This window comes from Herbaspirillum sp. (genome assembly GCF_017744395.1).
GTDB lineage: Bacteria > Pseudomonadota > Gammaproteobacteria > Burkholderiales > Burkholderiaceae_D > Herbaspirillum.
Genome location: NZ_JAGIBI010000005.1, coordinates 83,074 through 98,948, shown reverse-complemented (window position 1 = coordinate 98,948; position 15,875 = coordinate 83,074). Strand labels below are relative to the sequence as shown.

General features: G+C 57.3%; 12 protein-coding genes and 1 pseudogene. 5 read left to right on the top strand and 8 right to left on the bottom strand.

The window, feature by feature from the left end:
- Positions 1 to 144 precede the first annotated feature (144 nt).
- From gyrB to J7548_RS14130, 4 genes and pseudogenes are all read left to right on the top strand, one after another.
- Positions 145 to 2,643 carry a DNA topoisomerase (ATP-hydrolyzing) subunit B gene (gene gyrB / locus J7548_RS14145; RefSeq protein WP_290975297.1) on the top strand — a complete coding sequence of 833 codons (2,499 nt, stop codon included), beginning with the start codon at positions 145 to 147 and terminating at the stop codon, positions 2,641 to 2,643.
- Between the two features lie 466 nt (positions 2,644 to 3,109).
- Positions 3,110 to 3,316 (top strand): annotated as a pseudogene (locus J7548_RS14140) (cell filamentation protein Fic); the annotation flags it as partial.
- Entirely contained in the window at positions 3,313 to 5,205 is a 1,893-nt protein-coding gene (locus J7548_RS14135) for a site-specific DNA-methyltransferase (protein ID WP_290975295.1), read from the top strand. The pseudogene J7548_RS14140 and the gene J7548_RS14135, both read left to right, overlap by 4 nt.
- Positions 5,202 to 7,964: a DEAD/DEAH box helicase family protein gene (locus J7548_RS14130; protein ID WP_290975293.1), complete on the top strand. Its 2,763-nt coding sequence runs from the start codon at positions 5,202 to 5,204 to the stop codon at positions 7,962 to 7,964. The genes J7548_RS14135 and J7548_RS14130 overlap by 4 nt, the downstream gene beginning before the upstream one ends.
- 245 nt (positions 7,965 to 8,209) lie before the next feature.
- Here the strand turns inward: J7548_RS14130 and J7548_RS14125 are convergent, their stop codons facing one another.
- The 4 genes from J7548_RS14125 to J7548_RS14110 all read right to left on the bottom strand — a co-directional run bounded on the left by J7548_RS14125 (position 8,210) and on the right by J7548_RS14110 (position 11,470).
- The gene (locus J7548_RS14125) at positions 8,210 to 9,127 is read right to left on the bottom strand and encodes a restriction endonuclease (protein ID WP_290975291.1); all 918 of its coding nucleotides are present in this window, start codon (positions 9,125 to 9,127) and stop codon (positions 8,210 to 8,212) included.
- A 225-nt stretch (positions 9,128 to 9,352) separates the two neighbouring features.
- Complete coding sequence (locus tag J7548_RS14120; protein WP_290975289.1) at positions 9,353 to 9,865, bottom strand: hypothetical protein; 513 nt, start codon at positions 9,863 to 9,865, stop codon at positions 9,353 to 9,355.
- Between the two features lie 16 nt (positions 9,866 to 9,881).
- Positions 9,882 to 11,042, bottom strand: coding sequence for an HNH endonuclease signature motif containing protein (locus J7548_RS14115; RefSeq protein WP_290975287.1), 1,161 nt, complete (start codon positions 11,040 to 11,042; stop codon positions 9,882 to 9,884).
- Positions 11,043 to 11,206: 164 nt separating this feature from the next.
- On the bottom strand, positions 11,207 to 11,470 hold the full coding sequence (locus tag J7548_RS14110) for a helix-turn-helix transcriptional regulator (protein WP_290975285.1): 264 nt from the start codon (positions 11,468 to 11,470) through the stop codon (positions 11,207 to 11,209).
- A gap of 184 nt (positions 11,471 to 11,654) precedes the next feature.
- On the opposite strand from J7548_RS14110, the gene J7548_RS14105 reads away from it, so the two are divergent.
- Positions 11,655 to 12,488, top strand: coding sequence for a Sir2 family NAD-dependent protein deacetylase (locus J7548_RS14105; protein WP_290975283.1), 834 nt, complete (start codon positions 11,655 to 11,657; stop codon positions 12,486 to 12,488).
- Here J7548_RS14105 and J7548_RS14100 read toward each other — a convergent pair.
- From J7548_RS14100 to J7548_RS14085, 4 genes are all read right to left on the bottom strand, one after another.
- Positions 12,485 to 12,970 carry a nucleoside deaminase gene (locus J7548_RS14100; RefSeq protein WP_290975282.1) on the bottom strand — a complete coding sequence of 162 codons (486 nt, stop codon included), beginning with the start codon at positions 12,968 to 12,970 and terminating at the stop codon, positions 12,485 to 12,487. The genes J7548_RS14105 and J7548_RS14100 overlap by 4 nt on opposite strands.
- Before the next feature lie 7 nt (positions 12,971 to 12,977).
- Positions 12,978 to 13,610, bottom strand: coding sequence for a flavin reductase family protein (locus tag J7548_RS14095; protein WP_290975280.1), 633 nt, complete (start codon positions 13,608 to 13,610; stop codon positions 12,978 to 12,980).
- Between the two features lie 51 nt (positions 13,611 to 13,661).
- A complete protein-coding gene (locus J7548_RS14090) occupies positions 13,662 to 14,744 on the bottom strand; it encodes a BMP family ABC transporter substrate-binding protein (protein WP_290975278.1) in 1,083 nt (360 codons plus the stop codon).
- 235 nt (positions 14,745 to 14,979) lie between these two features.
- Positions 14,980 to 15,666, bottom strand: a complete 687-nt coding sequence (locus tag J7548_RS14085; protein WP_290975276.1) for a GntR family transcriptional regulator — start codon at positions 15,664 to 15,666, stop codon at positions 14,980 to 14,982.
- Positions 15,667 to 15,875 lie beyond the last annotated feature (209 nt).

Sequence of the window (15,875 nt, the reverse complement as noted above, 5' to 3'; positions counted from 1 at the left end):
GGGCCGTCCGAGACGGCCCCTCAGTCGCTTTTAAGAATTCCGATTCCAGCTGATTCCAGCCGGTTTTAAGCCGTACCCCTGCAATTTTTTGTCGTTTCACCCGCAGTTTCCTAGTCGTTTGGCTAGCTTTTTCAGAAGGTAACCATGTCCTCCAGCCCAGCAGACAACACCAACCCCGCGCAACAAAGCTACGGCGCCTCCTCCATCCAGATCCTGGAAGGCCTGGAAGCGGTGCGCAAACGTCCAGGCATGTACATCGGCGACACTTCTGACGGCACCGGCCTGCATCACCTGGTGTTCGAGGTGCTGGACAACTCCATCGACGAAGCGCTGGCCGGCTACTGCAGCGAAATCCACGTCACCATCCACGCCGACAACTCGATCTCGATCACCGACAACGGCCGCGGCATCCCCACCGGCCTGAAGATGGACGACAAGCACGAACCCAAGCGCTCCGCCGCCGAAATCGTGATGACCGAACTGCACGCCGGCGGCAAGTTCGACCAGAACTCCTACAAGGTCTCCGGCGGCCTGCACGGCGTGGGCGTGTCCTGCGTGAACGCGCTCTCCAAGCGCCTGAAGCTGACCATCCGCCGCGACGGCAAGGTGCACGCGATGGAATTCGCCAAGGGCATCGTGCAGAACCGCGAACTGGAAACCATCGACGGCGTCCAGGTCTCCCCCATCAAGGTCATCGGCGAATCCGACAAGAACGGCACCGAAGTCCACTTCTGGGCCGACGAGGAAATCTTCACCCACGTCGAATTCCACTACGAGATCCTCGCCAAGCGCATCCGCGAACTCTCGTTCCTGAACAACGGCGTGCACATCAAGCTGACCGACCAGCGCACCGGCAAGGAAGAAGACTTCGCCTTCGAAGGCGGCACCCGCGGCTTCGTCGAATACATCAACAAGAACAAGAGCGTGCTCAACCCGACCATCTTCCAGGCCACCGGCGAGAAGCAATCGGACCAGGGCACCACCATCTCGGTCGACGTCTCCATGCAATGGAACGACGCCTACAACGAGCAAGTACTCTGCTTCACCAACAACATCCCGCAGCGCGACGGCGGCACTCACCTGACCGGCCTGCGCGCCGCGATGACCCGCGTCATCAACAAGTACATCGAAGAAAACGACCTGGCCAAGAAAGCCAAGGTCGAAGTCTCCGGCGACGACATGCGCGAAGGCCTCACCTGCGTGCTCTCGGTGAAAGTGCCCGAACCCAAGTTCAGCTCGCAGACCAAGGACAAGCTGGTCTCCTCTGAAGTGCGCGGCCCGGTCGAAGACATCGTCGCCAAGACCCTGACCGACTTCCTCGCCGAAAAGCCCAACGACGCCAAGATCATCTGCGGCAAGATCGTCGAAGCCGCCCGCGCGCGCGAAGCCGCCCGCAAGGCCCGCGAACTGACCCGCCGCAAGGGCGTGATGGACGGCCTCGGCCTCTCCTCCAAGCTGGCCGACTGCCAGGAACGCGACCCGGCCCTGTGCGAGCTCTACATCGTCGAGGGCGACTCCGCAGGCGGCTCCGCCAAGCAAGGCCGCGACCGCAAGTTCCAGGCCATCCTGCCGCTGCGCGGCAAGGTGTTGAACGTCGAAAAGGCGCGCTTCGAAAAGATGCTCTCCTCCGAGCAGATCACCACGTTGATCGCCACGCTCGGCACCAGCATCGGCGCCGACGAATTCAACCCGGACAAGCTGCGCTACCACCGCATCATCATCATGACCGACGCGGACGTCGACGGCGCCCACATCCGCACCCTGCTGCTCACGCTCTTCTACCGCCAGATGCCGGCGCTGGTCGAACGCGGCCACATCTACATCGCCCAGCCGCCGCTGTACAAGGTCAAGGCCGGCAAGGACGAGCGCTACCTGAAGGACGACCTGGAAGAAGCGCAATACATGATGCAGATCGCCCTCAACGACGCCGAGATCAAGCCGGCCGAAGACGCGCCGAGCATCAGCGGCGAAGCGCTGGTCGAACTGTCACGCCAGTTCAACACCGCCAACGCGATCATCATGCGCCTCTCCCGCGCCATCGACGAAGCCGCGCTCAACGCCATCATGAACGTCGGCGTCACGCTCAACCTGGAAACGCTGGCGCAAGCGCAAGCCTCCGCCGCGGAGCTGGCCAAGGCCATCAACGACCCGACCGTCGAAGTGCTGGCCAAGCAGGACGAACTTTCCGAAAAGCTCGCCCTGCACATCCAGCGCCGCCACCACGGCAACATCAAGGCCACCGTGATCGATGCCGATTTCACCTCCGGCCCCGACTACCAGGTGCTCTCGACCGCCGCGCAAACCTTCAAGGGCTTGATCCGCAAGGGCGCCACCGTTGCCCGCGGCCAGGGCGAGAAGCGCAAGGAATCGGTCATTACCGATTTCCGCCAGGCCATGGCATGGCTGCGCGACGAAGCCGAACGCGGCGTCAACAAGCAGCGCTACAAAGGCCTGGGCGAGATGAATCCTGAGCAGCTGTGGGAAACCACGATGGATCCGACTGTGCGCCGTTTGTTGAAGGTGCAGATTGAGGATGCTATTGCTGCGGATCAGATCTTTATGACGCTGATGGGGGATGATGTGGAGCCGCGTCGGGCGTTCATTGAATCCAATGCACTGCAGGCGGGGAATATTGATGTGTAAATATTTGTAGCGGGAACCATAATGTGACATTTTGAGCGGCATCCGTTGAGATTTTTATCAAACGGTGCGGTCCGATAGCTCAGTTCGTGTCGTGTCGGATGACGCAGAAAGTGGTCAACTGCCGGTTCATTGACAGGTTTGTGATTCAAGAAACTACAAAGCCAACCCATGTATGGGTTGGCTTTGTAGTTTCTCAGGGGCTAAACGCTTCGTAGCATTCGAATCGCTCGTGGTAAAAATATTGGTTCATGGATCGTTGGCAGATAAATTTGCCCCGTGCTACCCCCGGTACAAAATCAATATCTCAACTCCCCGTTTTGAAAGAGTGAAATATTTGGCTGCCGCAAGAAATATCTTGGATGATTGGCCTAATACGTTTATCGAGGTCATAACAAAAGCTAAAATCTCACGCTATCACTTCTCGGGCCTCTTTGAAACCATGCCGTCACCAATGCGAGACCTGCTCTCCATCTCCGTGATCGAGGAAGCCTGCTCTGGAATCAGCCGTGACATGGTGCGCGTAGTTCTGCGCGGCATGAAAGCTGAGGGAGTAATTATCCCCACTTGCAGAGGCCGCGCAGCAAAATGGACACAAACCGGGTTGCAAAGCACGCCCGCACGTAACAACACAAGCAACGGAAACTGGCCAGAGGGCCCTTCGCAGAAGCCATGAACAACACTGGAAAACAAAACCTGCTGGATAGCTTGGGGCAAATGTCTGCCCCTGAGCTGCGTCGACTATTGACCGAACACCTGACCCGGCAGAAACTGGGCCTTTACTGGGAGCGTAACTCTATTGAACACGACAAAGCGCTCAATGCCAACGTCGTGCTCCCGCGCCTGGTGCCCGAATTGAGCCACACCCCCGAGGACTGCACCGAGCATCGGAACTTGATCATCGAAGGCGATAACTTCGACAGCTTGCGTTTGCTGCGGGCCACCCATTCCGGCAAGGTGCGGGTAATTTATATCGACCCGCCTTACAACACCGGCAATAAAGACTGGGTCTACAACGATAACTATGTTGGGAAAAACGATCGGTGGCGACATAGTCAATGGCTAGAGTTTCTCTTTCAACGCTTGGTGCTCGCACGAGATTTATTGACTGCGGATGGCGCAATCCTTGTCAGCATTAACGACGAAAACCGCGCGCGACTAGAAATGCTGATGGATGAAGTGTTTCCCGGGCGACGTCTTGGGAGCTTTGTTTGGAAAACTAGGTCCGGTTCTAACGATGAATCTGGCGGACGTCTATCAATTGACCATGAGCATGTGCTTGTCTATTGCAATCCTGGTTTCGCTTTCAATGGTTCACTCAAGGACTTTAGTCAATACAAAAACTTGGACAATGATCCAAGGGGACGATGGAAAACAGGCGACCTGACGCAGTCAAAAACATATCTTGAGCGGCCAAATAGCTATTACCCAATTCAAAACCCCAAAACGGGGATTTGGTACCCCTGCAATCCAAGTCGGGTGTGGGCATTTGCCTCAGAGACAAGAGTCGCCGACCCTAGCACACTCCGAGCGAAAACCATGGAACAGTACATTCGAGAAGGAAAGGTAATATTTCCCACCGATGGCTCAGAAGAGGTGGTGATATGGAAGACTCGCGAAGAACTCCTTAACGCTATCGCCTCCGGGCGGGTACCGGTTCGACCTAAAACTAAGACACTTCTACTGACAGCCGAATTGCCAGATTTAGACTTCTGGGTTGGCAAGCCAGTAGGCTTTGATCGACCATGGTTTAAGCGACATTTGTCAGACCTGCAAAGCGAAGTTCGCCCTGTATCCAGCTGGGTGCGCGGGGCGGTTGAAGAGGAAAGCTTAGATGAGTTCACTGTCGGGCTCGCTGCTCAACGCAGCGGAACGGGGGAGCACTCGGTAAACGAAATTCTTGGATTCAATGCATTCCCATATCCAAAGCCCAACTCCTTAATCAAGGGCCTTCTTACTCAAGCAACGAAACCATCGGACATCGTATTGGATTTTTTTGCAGGCAGCGGCACTACGGGGCAGGCTGTCCTTGAACTCAATACTGAAGACGGGGGGGAACGTCGTTTCATCCTATGTAGCAGTACGGAGGCTAACGACAAGGAGCCTAGCAAAAACTTGTGCCGCGATGTTTGTGCGGCACGCATACGACGCGTGATGCAGGGCTATGGGACCAAGGACGGCCACAGCGTAGCGGGAGGAGGGGAGTTCGCCTACCTGCAACTCGACAAGTTGGATGCCGCGGATGTGGCCCTGGATGCCACAGCAGAGCACGCAGCTACACTGCTGACTTTGCGTCACGCAGCGGCGGTACCTGTGACACACCAAAGCAGCTCAGTCCGCCTCATCGCGAAGGGTCTCGACTGGCTAATGGTACTGTGCCCCCTCGTCAACGCTCAGGTGCTGGACGAGTTGTGCGACCTGCCGAACCGGCACCAAGTGACACGACTGGTAGTGTACGCCCCACGCCCCAAAGCCTTGGTTGCCTTGCTGGCTGAGCGAGGAGTAGAGGCGCAAGTCCACACCCTGCGCCAAGCACTGATTCAAGGCCAGGGGGGCCGCCAATGAATACGCCCGACATAACGACAACAGCGATGCCTAAGACACAAGCTAAGTTCCAAGCGGCTCTGGACCTGCCGGTTCAAGCCTCAACGCATCAACCCGAGCAGTTCCAGGTGGAACTGATGGACAACATAAGCAAGGCGTTGCTTCGCACGCCCGCGCCTCCGTGCCTGCTGCGTGCGCCAACTGGCTCTGGCAAGACCTTTGTCATGGGCCAGGTTTTGGAGCGCGTAGGGGCGCAACGTAATGTGTTGTGGTTCTGGTTTGTGCCCTTCGTAACGCTCGTGGGGCAAACGCTGGACTCGCTTTTACATCATGCCCCAGGCTTGTCACCCGTGCTCTTCTCACAAGGCCGCAACCAGGACGTGGGTGCTGGGACAGTACTCATTTCCACTGCTCAGAGCGTGGCCCGTGCTCAATGGCGGACCAAAGGCTATGACGCCGATGCCGACGACGACGTGCGCACCTTGGCTGCCTTGGTTGCCCGCGCTCGTGCGAAGGGCCTACAAATTGGCTTGGTGGTGGACGAAGCGCACATTGGTCTGGACAAGAGCACCGAATTCGGCAAGTTTGCGCACTGGCTGCAGGCGGACTACCTTCTCATGGCTACAGCTACGCCCAAGGACCAACGGCTGACTGACTTCGTGGCGCACGCCGGCTACAGCGGGCAGGAACACTTCTCTGTCAGCCGCGATGATGTCGTCAAGGCCCGGCTGAACAAGCAGTACATCGAGGCAGTGGTGTATAGCTTGGGCACTACTATGCAGCAGGTGACCGACTTGCGGCGCACGGTGCTGCGCCAGGCTTGGGCGCGCAATGTGTTGATCGGCCAACGGCTGCAGCAAGCCGGTGTCATCTGTACACCCTTGCTACTAGTGCAGGTTGCTAATGGCGAACGCACCGTAGAGGAGGCCGCTGAGGAGCTGATGCGCCAATGCAATGTGCCGCCCGAAGCCATCGGCAAGCACTCTGCGGATGAACCAGACCCTGTGTTGATGGCAGCGATTGCCAACGACAGTACCAAACAGGTGCTGATCTTCAAGCAGTCTGCAGGCACGGGCTTTGACGCGCCACGCGCCTTTGTCCTAGCCAGCACAAAGCCCGTCAATGACACGGACTTCGCCATGCAGTTCATCGGCCGTGTCATGCGAGTGGCACGGCAGGTTCGCGACGGTTTCCCAAAGCCACAGCCCATCCCAGCCGAGCTAAACACCGCCTATGTGTATCTAGGCAATGCGCAGGCGCAGGCAGGCTTTGAAGCCGCGGTGCAGGCCACCAGCGCAGTCAAGAGCCAGCTGGAGGGGCAAACTGAGAAGCTGATGATCCGTCACACCGTTGCGGGGGGCGTCGTCTACACCAACCGGCCTACGGCAGATCAACCCCTAAGCTACAGCATGGGGCTACCGGGTACGCAGGCGACGGCCCCGCTGCCAGCCTCCGAGTCCGCAGCGCCATCGCCGTCATGGCTGCCTCCAGCAAGTGGCGTGACTCCACAACCTTTGGGACAGGATCTGTTCGGCGATCCCACTTGGACTTTCGACACTCAAGCAGCAGAACCCGCACAGAAAAAGTCGTCGCGCATCGATAAACCACGCACGCGCTCGGAGGTGTTGGAGGCTTTGGCCGAGAACAGGCTGAGGACTTTTCACCGAAAGAGCAACTTGCCTACTCTGGATGCGGCGCTCAAGTCGGAGGAAAAGCCGTCGCTGGTCGATCTGTCTGCCATCTCACTGCAGGTCGCGCAGTCTTTGGAGATAAGTTCGACGCTGGCTCAGATGGCAGTGAATGCAGCACTCAACCGCGTGCAGCAGAAAGAACTTCATAAGGAACTTACCGAAGGCACCAATTACGCCGAGGACATCCAGGTTGTCACGGATCGGGCAGCCTTGGCGCGAGAGGCGATGACTGCTCTGGAGGAGCTTCCACATGCAGAGGAAGAGGACTATCGCATCATCGTGCAGGCTATTGCAGCCCGCTTGAGGCCCACGTTGGATATTGTTCTTGAGGCTACTCCTTCCCAAGTAGCTCTCTCAGAGAAAGACCTTGTCCGCATGTCCCGAGATGCGGCCCATTGGGTCATTCGTGACTGTGCGCAGGAACTTCGCGAAGCGATCTTCCAATCCATTGCAGACCAGGCCAAGCAGGTCGATGCCCAGCCCCTACCCAATGTGATGATCTTCCCAGAAGACCTCGCATTAGAAGCTTCTAGAAAGAACATCTATGGCGTGTTGCCGCCGTCCACCGAGGATGCTCAGGCAGTGGAAACTGTGCTCTTCATGGATGAGCGAAATTGGTGGGCAGATCAGATATTCACATTCGATGACGGAAGCACCTTCAGTATCGGCCGGTATGACGGATGGGTAAAGCTAAATAACCTGGAGCAGGCGTTCGCCAGAGCGCTGGACGAGGCTGACTTTGTTCACTGGTGGCATCGGAATCCTGATAAAAAACCGTACTCAGTGCGCGTGGTGCGAGCAGAGCACGAACACTATTTCTATCCAGATTTCGTCGTCTGTGTTTCGCATGAACCAGGTGAAGCTCCAATGCAGCGATTGCTGGAAACCAAGGAAAGTACCAAGGACGCTTCACGTAAATCGCAGCACTTCCCACCCGCGTACGGCAAGGTCTTGTTCCTCACGCCTGATGGCAATCGCCTGCGGTGGGTGAATGATGACGGCAGCCTGGGCGAGATACTGAAACTATCAGAGCTGCAGGCGATTCAGACTAAGCTGAAGGCGTCTCAACACACTTGTGAACCTGTTTAACTTGACCAGCGGAGACGAATGCTGATGGTGCGCCTGGTTGAAACAAAAGCACTTCTCGGCGGCGTCCTCGCGAATCGGAATCAGGCAAGCGGAAGTCGATCAGGCGTCCCTGTTTCCTGTCGCTGCACGGGCGCGTTCACCGGTTGAAACTGTCGTTAATAGAAGACATTCCTCACCAAGTGCGGTAATAGGGCACCTCGCCTGTGGAGCTTCAGGGGGAATCGCTGGTGTATCTGATCATCAGATTAACCACCAGGAGCAAGGAAGCGGATCGATCGGAGAGGTAAGCGGCGCCGTGCCCGGTCGGTCAGCTTGTCGTAATGCTCATCCCAGAGGTCAAACAGCTTCTCTAGACCAATTAGGGTAACGCGACGCTTCTCTTGAGTACGGGCCTCGATTTCGGCGTCTTTGGTAAATCCACCGGTGCAAATGAACAGACCCACATCTTCGTCGCCCAGCACCGCCATGAAAGAACGCAGGCCATCCACACTCACCGCCTGCTGCTGGCGCTTCACTTGCACCTTGATGCGCGGCGGGCGCGTACCCAGAGCATCAGGCCAGGCGAGGATGTCCACTCCGCCATCCTTGCCGGGTGGCGACACCCAGGTGACGTGGTACGACATGGCGCGCAATAGATCTGCCACTAGATCTTGAAAGTCGTAGGGATTCATCGCCCGCAGGTAGTGCGAGACCTCTGCCCATGCCTGCTCTTCGGCCTCTTCAAACGTCACGCTTGCAGCCTTGGCATTGTTATCGACGACATCCTCAACGGAGCTGGCAGCCGACGCTACAGTCTCCACACCGCTCTCGGCTTCGGGTTGCGCCGCCTTCCATTCGGCGTACAGCTTGCAGGCGCGTTTGTAGAAAGCCTCAGGGTCTAGCAGAGCAGCATGCGCGGTCCGGCCCGCGTCAGTGATAGACCAAATTCCCTTGTCCTTCAACAGCCAGCCGGCTTTGACGCAATCCACTGTAGCGAAACGAACGATCTTCTCGAACCGCCGTCCGCCAGACTCGAAATTATCGGCTTCGTAGGGCGTTAGCGTGACGCGTGAGGCGAGGATATGCAGAGCCGCACTGGCCTGCAGCCCTTCGGGCGCAGCTATTAAAATACTGAATAACTCGCGCAGCAATTCGCCGGTGCGGCGGCGGGTGATTTCAGCCATAAGATATTTCCTTTATTTTTGATCCGACGCTTAATGCACGGTTGAGTATACGACGATACGCAGGAGATGACCGAGGCCCTAGCGGTGGAGCATCTGAGAAAAAATAAGCGCGTGCGGTTATCGGCTTGCGCCGTTCTTTTCATCCGTCGGGTGGCCGCAGAGAATAAAATCTAGGTTGTCCTGAAAGTTCATTGAACGTCTTTCTGAGGTCCGCTGTGAAATTTCTTATTCCCTATTCTGTCGAAACTTTTCGTTTCGAACACGCGGCGTTACTCCACTCAAGTTCCTAATTTCTTTAGGAAATGAGTGTAATGAGCAATTAAACTCAATGCTTCCTTCAAGCCATCCAGTGATTTCTGGATTCAGGGTGTAGTTCCTTACGCTTTGATTTGCCGTGCCATCCGGGATCACCGCGGAGACATGTATTTGCGCGATCTCTCCAGAGTGGATGCGTTGCCTTTTCAAAATTGCGGAGGTAAGACGAATGCCTCCGAAGACAAAACGAAACTCAGCGCGATCTAGTTCTATTTCAAACGGAGACAAGTTAATAATATTAAGCCAAAGATCATATGAGGCACTTTCTCCGAAGTCGACAACCGCTGAATCATGTCGCGGTCTTAAGTCAACATAAACCAGCTCTGCCAACCTGTCCTTCGAAAAATGGCGTTTCAATAAGAACGTTGGTAGCCATTTAACAAGAGTCCAAACTCCGCCGATTGGTATACTGGGAAATTCCATTTCTTCTCTCTGGATATTATTTAGGAATGCTATCAGCGGCGTGTAATGGGCTGGTGAGGCAATGCAACTTTTCTTTCAATTGCGCATTTATCTGATCGCCATTAAGACCAGAATGTATATTCCGGTGGCAAGTTGGACAGACAGCTCCAACAGAATCTGGATGATCAAGTCCCTGATCAGCTAGTCGAGTCGTATGATGCGTCTCCAAGTACGGTTCACCATTTTTCTTCTTAAACGGCGCAGGTCGTCCACAAGCCTCGCAAATGCCCTTTGCACGTGCTAGCACGTAGCTGCGCACAGTCTGACTTCTGACATACCAAGATGATCTAGTTTCACCCGTTTTTTTCTGTTCGGCTGGAGGTGTTACAGCATCGAGTGCCGCCTGTCGCAATTGATCAAGTGTTAAATTTGAGGTGGCTTCCAGTCCCTCGTTGATACTGTATTCCTCAACGAGCACACCAACTCGCACCAACTTAAATACGATGATCTTGCGCTTCTTTTGCCTGCCTTCTTCATCCTTAGCTTTTTCTACGCCGTCATCAAAACGCGCATCAAGACATTCGAATAGACCTTCGTAACGTACACCTTTCCGTTTCCCCAGGTCTTTGAAAAGCAAAAGATCCTCACCGTTTTTGCGGTGGTCCACGATGGCTTTGTTGCCCTTGGTGAATTCCATATCACCGGCCTGACCTTCACCGACATATTCGAAGACATCATCGGATGTCCATTGATCGTGATAGCCATAAGCGGCACCGCTCTCGCCGGAGAACATGAATACAACCGGGAATTCTCTTGGTGTCCAAATGCCAGACTGGAGTTGTCCCCCATACAGATCATTCAGTTGCGTACGGGTATAGACGTTGCCTTTTACGAGATGGAGTGCAGGGTGCAGGCGTTCTACTACATCATTGAAGCCGAGTCTCGCCAAGACGAGAGGAATGTCTTTCGCGTCGGATTCGATCCTATTTTGCGAAATTTTGGTTCCAAATTCATAAGAGAAGGCTGCTCCTACGATCGCTTGTGCGTCGTATAGCGCTTGTCCCTGCCGCAGTTGATATTTGTAGGACGACGTGTACTTGTATGTCTTGAGGAAACCCTCTGTCCCCAATCGGTTGTATTCCCCAATGGCTTCCAATACCGCATCTCTGGAAGCCAATTCCCCAATTCGCTTCTTCATTTTTTTCGCTAGGCTGAGATGTTCCAACTTGGTTACGTTGGAATATCGAATTTATTCGATTTTCTATCTAGCGGAGTGTACCTCGTTATAAATTTTTATGGAGCGAAAAAAAGCGGGCTCAAAAATGAGCCCGCTTCAAATGAAATGAGTTTGCAATTGCGAGCTCATTCTTCGAGATCATCCGTGTTCATTGCGAACAGATCTGGCTTTAATAAATCGGCAAGACTAATCCCAAGTGCTTTGGATAACGCTTCCATGTTGTCAATGGAAACATTGCGCACTCCGCGTTCCACATCGCTCAAATAGTTGCGACTAATCTCGGCCTGAAAAGCAAGTTCTTCTTGCGATATCTCTTTAAATCGGCGTGCACGCCGGACGTTCAATCCAAAGATTTCACGAGCAGCAGGTTGGGATTTGGTTTTTTTCATGCGCCCTAGCTTCCGGCGTCTTAGAGGAACGAGCTATCAACTTAAAGGTTGTTAAGGCACACTTTGAGTTACATTTTATCAAAATACAGCGATTATCTTCCCGGCTCTCGCATGTTATCTATGGGACTTTGCTTAGCGATCCTATCTCTGCAAGCGCTATCATGCGCCACCACTCAAGCTCAAGATGCTAGCCACGCCCTCGACACTTTCAATCGATCCAGCCCTTCTTGCCCGTGCCCGTCAATGGCTCCAAGAAGCCGACAGCCTCATCATCACAGCCGGTGCCGGCATGGGCGTAGACTCCGGCCTTCCTGACTTCCGCGGAAACGCAGGTTTCTGGCAAGCCTATCCCCCGCTGGCCAAAGCCGGCATCACCTTCACCGAAATTGCCAATGGCGATGCCTTCGCTGAAGATCCGATGCAATCCTGGGGTTTTTATGGCCACCGCCTGGCGCTGTATCGCGAGACCATGCCGCACGCTGGGTTTGTGCTGCTGAATGAACTGGCAAAGACGAAACCTCAAGGCATGTTCGTCTTCACCAGCAACGTCGATGGTCAGTTCCAGAAGGCCGGCGTGGCCGAGGAGCACATCGTCGAGTGCCACGGTAGCATCCATCACCTGCAATGCAGTGACGACTGCACTGGTGCGATCTGGCCCGCAGATGCGGTAACGCCGCAAGTGGACATGACGCATTGCCGGTTGAGTTCGCCCTTGCCGCTGTGTCCGTCATGCGGTGCGGTGGCGCGGCCGAATATTCTGATGTTCAACGACTACCGCTGGAATGAGCGCCGCACCGATGCGCAGTACTCCCGTATGCGCGCTTGGATGGATGCGGCAAAGCGCCCGGTGGTGATCGAGATTGGCGCCGGTACGGCTGTGCCATCCGTGCGGCGCATGAGCGAAAATTTGGGAGCGCCGCTGATTCGCATCAATCCGCGTGAATGGTTGGTGAAAGGCGCAAACAAGGTCGGTTTGCCTTGCGGCGCGTTGGAGGGTTTGAGGTTGTTGCTCTCTTAGCCTTCAAACTTCTGCAACACAGCCACAGCCTCCTCCTCCAACAACGGCCCCTCCACACTAACCCCAGGCACCGCCCCCGCAACAACACCAGCCGCCCGCAACGGCAACGTCGCCCCACCCAATATCTCCCCCATCAACGGCGTAGGCGCTCCAAACACCACCCGCTTCACCCCTCCCCAAAACATCGCCCCCGCACACATCGCACAAGGCTCCCCGCTGGCATAAACCGTCGTGCCGCGCATCGCTTCCAGCCCCAGTTCCTTCTGCGCCCGCCGCACCAGCACGATCTCCGCATGCCCGGTGCAATCGGCCGCGGTGTTCTGGTTGTTCATCTCCACCATCAGCACCTGCCCCGCCGGCGAAACCAGCGTCGCGCCGAACGGCATGTCGCCGCGCTTCAGTGCCTCTTTGGAGGCGTCGATCGCCAGCCGCATGGCGGCAACGTCTTGTTCGGTGAATCCGGTAACGGGTTTGTTGCTCATGTCGTCCTCACATTTCGTCGATGGGGGTGGAAGAGGCGTTCGGCGCCTTGTCCAGCGTGAACCGCCCGCTGGAATTGAGGTAGAAACTGGCGCCGAAACGCCCCACGGGGTGGTAGTCCTGCAGCCGCACGCGCCATTGCTCGGTGTCGACCAGGCCGTCGCGCGCGGCCAGCCATTGCACGCGGCCGATGAAGATGTAGCGGCTGGGTGTTTCCAGCTTCTCGTGCAGCACGCATTCGAAGGCGACCGGCGCTTCGGCGATGCGTGGCGGGGCGATGGTGCGGGACGGCACGGCGTGTAGGCCGGCGTGTTCCAGTTCACTATGGTGCGGCGGCAGCGCGGCGCCGCAGGCGTCCATCTGCGCGCACATGGCTTCGTCGGTGAGGTGGACGACGAATTCGCCGGTGCGCAGGATGTTGGCGGCGGTGTCTTTCAGCGCGCCGTCGTGCAGGCGGTTGATGCTGACCATCACGATGGGCGGGTCTTCGCCCAGCATGTTGAACATGGAGAACGGCGCGGCGTTGACTGTGCCGTCTTCGCCCAGCGTGGTGATGAGCGCGATCGGGCGCGGCACGATCAGGCTGGCCATCAGTTTGTAGCGCTGGTAGACGCCGATTTCGGCGAAGTCGATTTCAGTCATGGCGGTTCAGGTGCGTGCGGCTTGTTGCAGGTTGCGGTTGGCGTCGGGCGGTCAAGGCTGTTTGCCCTGGATGCCTTCCACGTACCACTTCATGGTCCACAGTTCGGATTCGGGAACGGTCTTGCCGGCGGCGACCTGCAGCTGGCCGGCCTGGTTGTTGATGGGGCCGGTGAAGGGATGCAGCGTGCCGGCGACGATCGCCTTGCGGCGTTCTTCCGCCTGCGCCACCACGTCCTTGGGCAGTCCGGCGTTGTAGGGGGCGAGCTGGACGATGCCTTCCTTCATGCCCCACTTGGTGTCTTCCGCTTTCCATTTGCCTTCCAGCACGTCGCGCACCTTGTGCACGTAGTACACGCCCCAGTTGAGGGTGTTGCCGGTCAGGTGCGCCTTGGGGCCGAAGCGGCTCATGTCGGAGTCCTGGCCGAAGGCGAACAGGCCTTTGCTCTCTGCCACCTGCACCGGCGCCGGCGAGTCGGTGTTCTGGTAGAACACGTCGGCGCCTTGCCCGGCCAGCGTCTGCGCGGCGTCGCGTTCCAGGCTGGGGTCGTACCAGGCGTTGATCCACACCACCTTGGCGTTGACCTTGGGGTTGACGCTGCGCGCGCCTTGCACGAAGGCGTCCAGGTTGCGGATCACTTCGGGGATGGGGATCGGGGCGATGTAGCCCAGCGTGTTGGTCTTGGTCATGCGGCCGGCGATGGTGCCGAGCAGGTAGGCGCCTTCGTAGAAGCGCGTCTGGTACAGGCCGACGTTGCGCGCCATGGTGTAGCCGGAACAGTGTTCGAAGATCACGTCCGGGTTTTCCTTGGCCACGCGCAGCACCGGGTTCATGAAGCCGAACGAGGTGGCGAAGATCATCTTACAGCCGTCGTCGATCAGCTGGCGCATGACGCGCTCGGCTTCCGGCGTTTCCGGCACGCGTTCGACGAATACGGTTTCGATGCGCGCGCCGAATTCCTTCTCCAGCATGCGGCGTCCCAGGTCGTGCTGGAACGACCAGCCGATGTCGGCCACCGGGCCGGGATAGATGAAGCCGATTTTGAGCTTGGGGGCGGCGGCCAGCGCGGCGAAGGGTTGCGAAGAGGCGGCCAGGGCGGCGGCGCCCGAGGCGAGCAAGAATTGACGGCGGTTCATGGCGGCAAGACTCCTTGATTGAATGGATCGATCGCTGGCGAAAAGTCGCCATTGATCGTATACATGCAATTTGAGTGCCAGCCAAAAATCATAATCAAATAATTGATTTAAAAGAATTTAATGAATTATTTATGATTGTATACATTTTATATCCTGCACGCAAAACGGACAAAATCCACCCGGCGCACCGCCGGCGGGCAGGCACCGGGATGGCCGGTTGTTCAGGCGGGGGGAATCAGAAAGCGTGGCGCAGCGCGTCGGGATTGTCTTGCGGCAGGCGCAGGCGGGCTTCCAGCGCCAGCAGGTGCCTGTCCATTTCGGCGGCGGCGCCGTTGCCGTCGCGCAGGGCCAGCAGGTCGACCAGGCGGGTGTGCTCGTCGTGCTCGCAATGGGCTTCGCCCGGTATTTCATAGAGCGCCACGATCAATGAGCAGCGCGTCATCAGTTCGGTCAGCATGCGCTGCAAGACCTGGTTGCCGGAGAGTTCGGCCAGCGCCAGGTGGAAGCCGCCGGCCAGCGCCACCCAGCGCGGGTGGTCGCCTTCGTGCAGCGCGGCGTGTTCGGCTTGCAGGCGTTGCCTGAGTTTGGCGACTTCGCCGTGGTCGATCTGGCGCGCCACTTCGCGCACGATGGCGGCTTCGATGGCGCGGCGCGCGGCGAACACGTCGCGTGTTTCCTTCGGCCCCGGCGTGGCGACCGCCGCGCCCTTGTTGGGCACGATGTCGACGATGCGCAGCTCCGCCAGCCGCCGCAGCGCCTGCCGCACTACCGTGCGGCTGACGCCGAACTGTTCGCACAGGCTGGCCTCCTGCAGCCGCGTGCCGGGTTTGAGCCGGCCGTGCATGACGGCGTTGAAGATCGCCTCGTACACGTTCTGGTCTAGGGTTTCCTGGGGATCGGCGGCGGCGCGTTGGGGCTTCATGGATGGTGGACTGCAGGCGGCGGAATGCGTTGGGGACGGGCGATATCATACCGCGCCGGCCATGCTGTTTAGTGGCGCCCCTATGTTGTTGCCTATGCCGCTGCGATTTCGTCGTCCCGGCGGATGCCGGGATCCAGTGGCTTTCGTGGTGCCTCGATGGGCGTTGAACGACGCTGGGTCCTGACCTTCGTCAGGACGACGGGAGATTA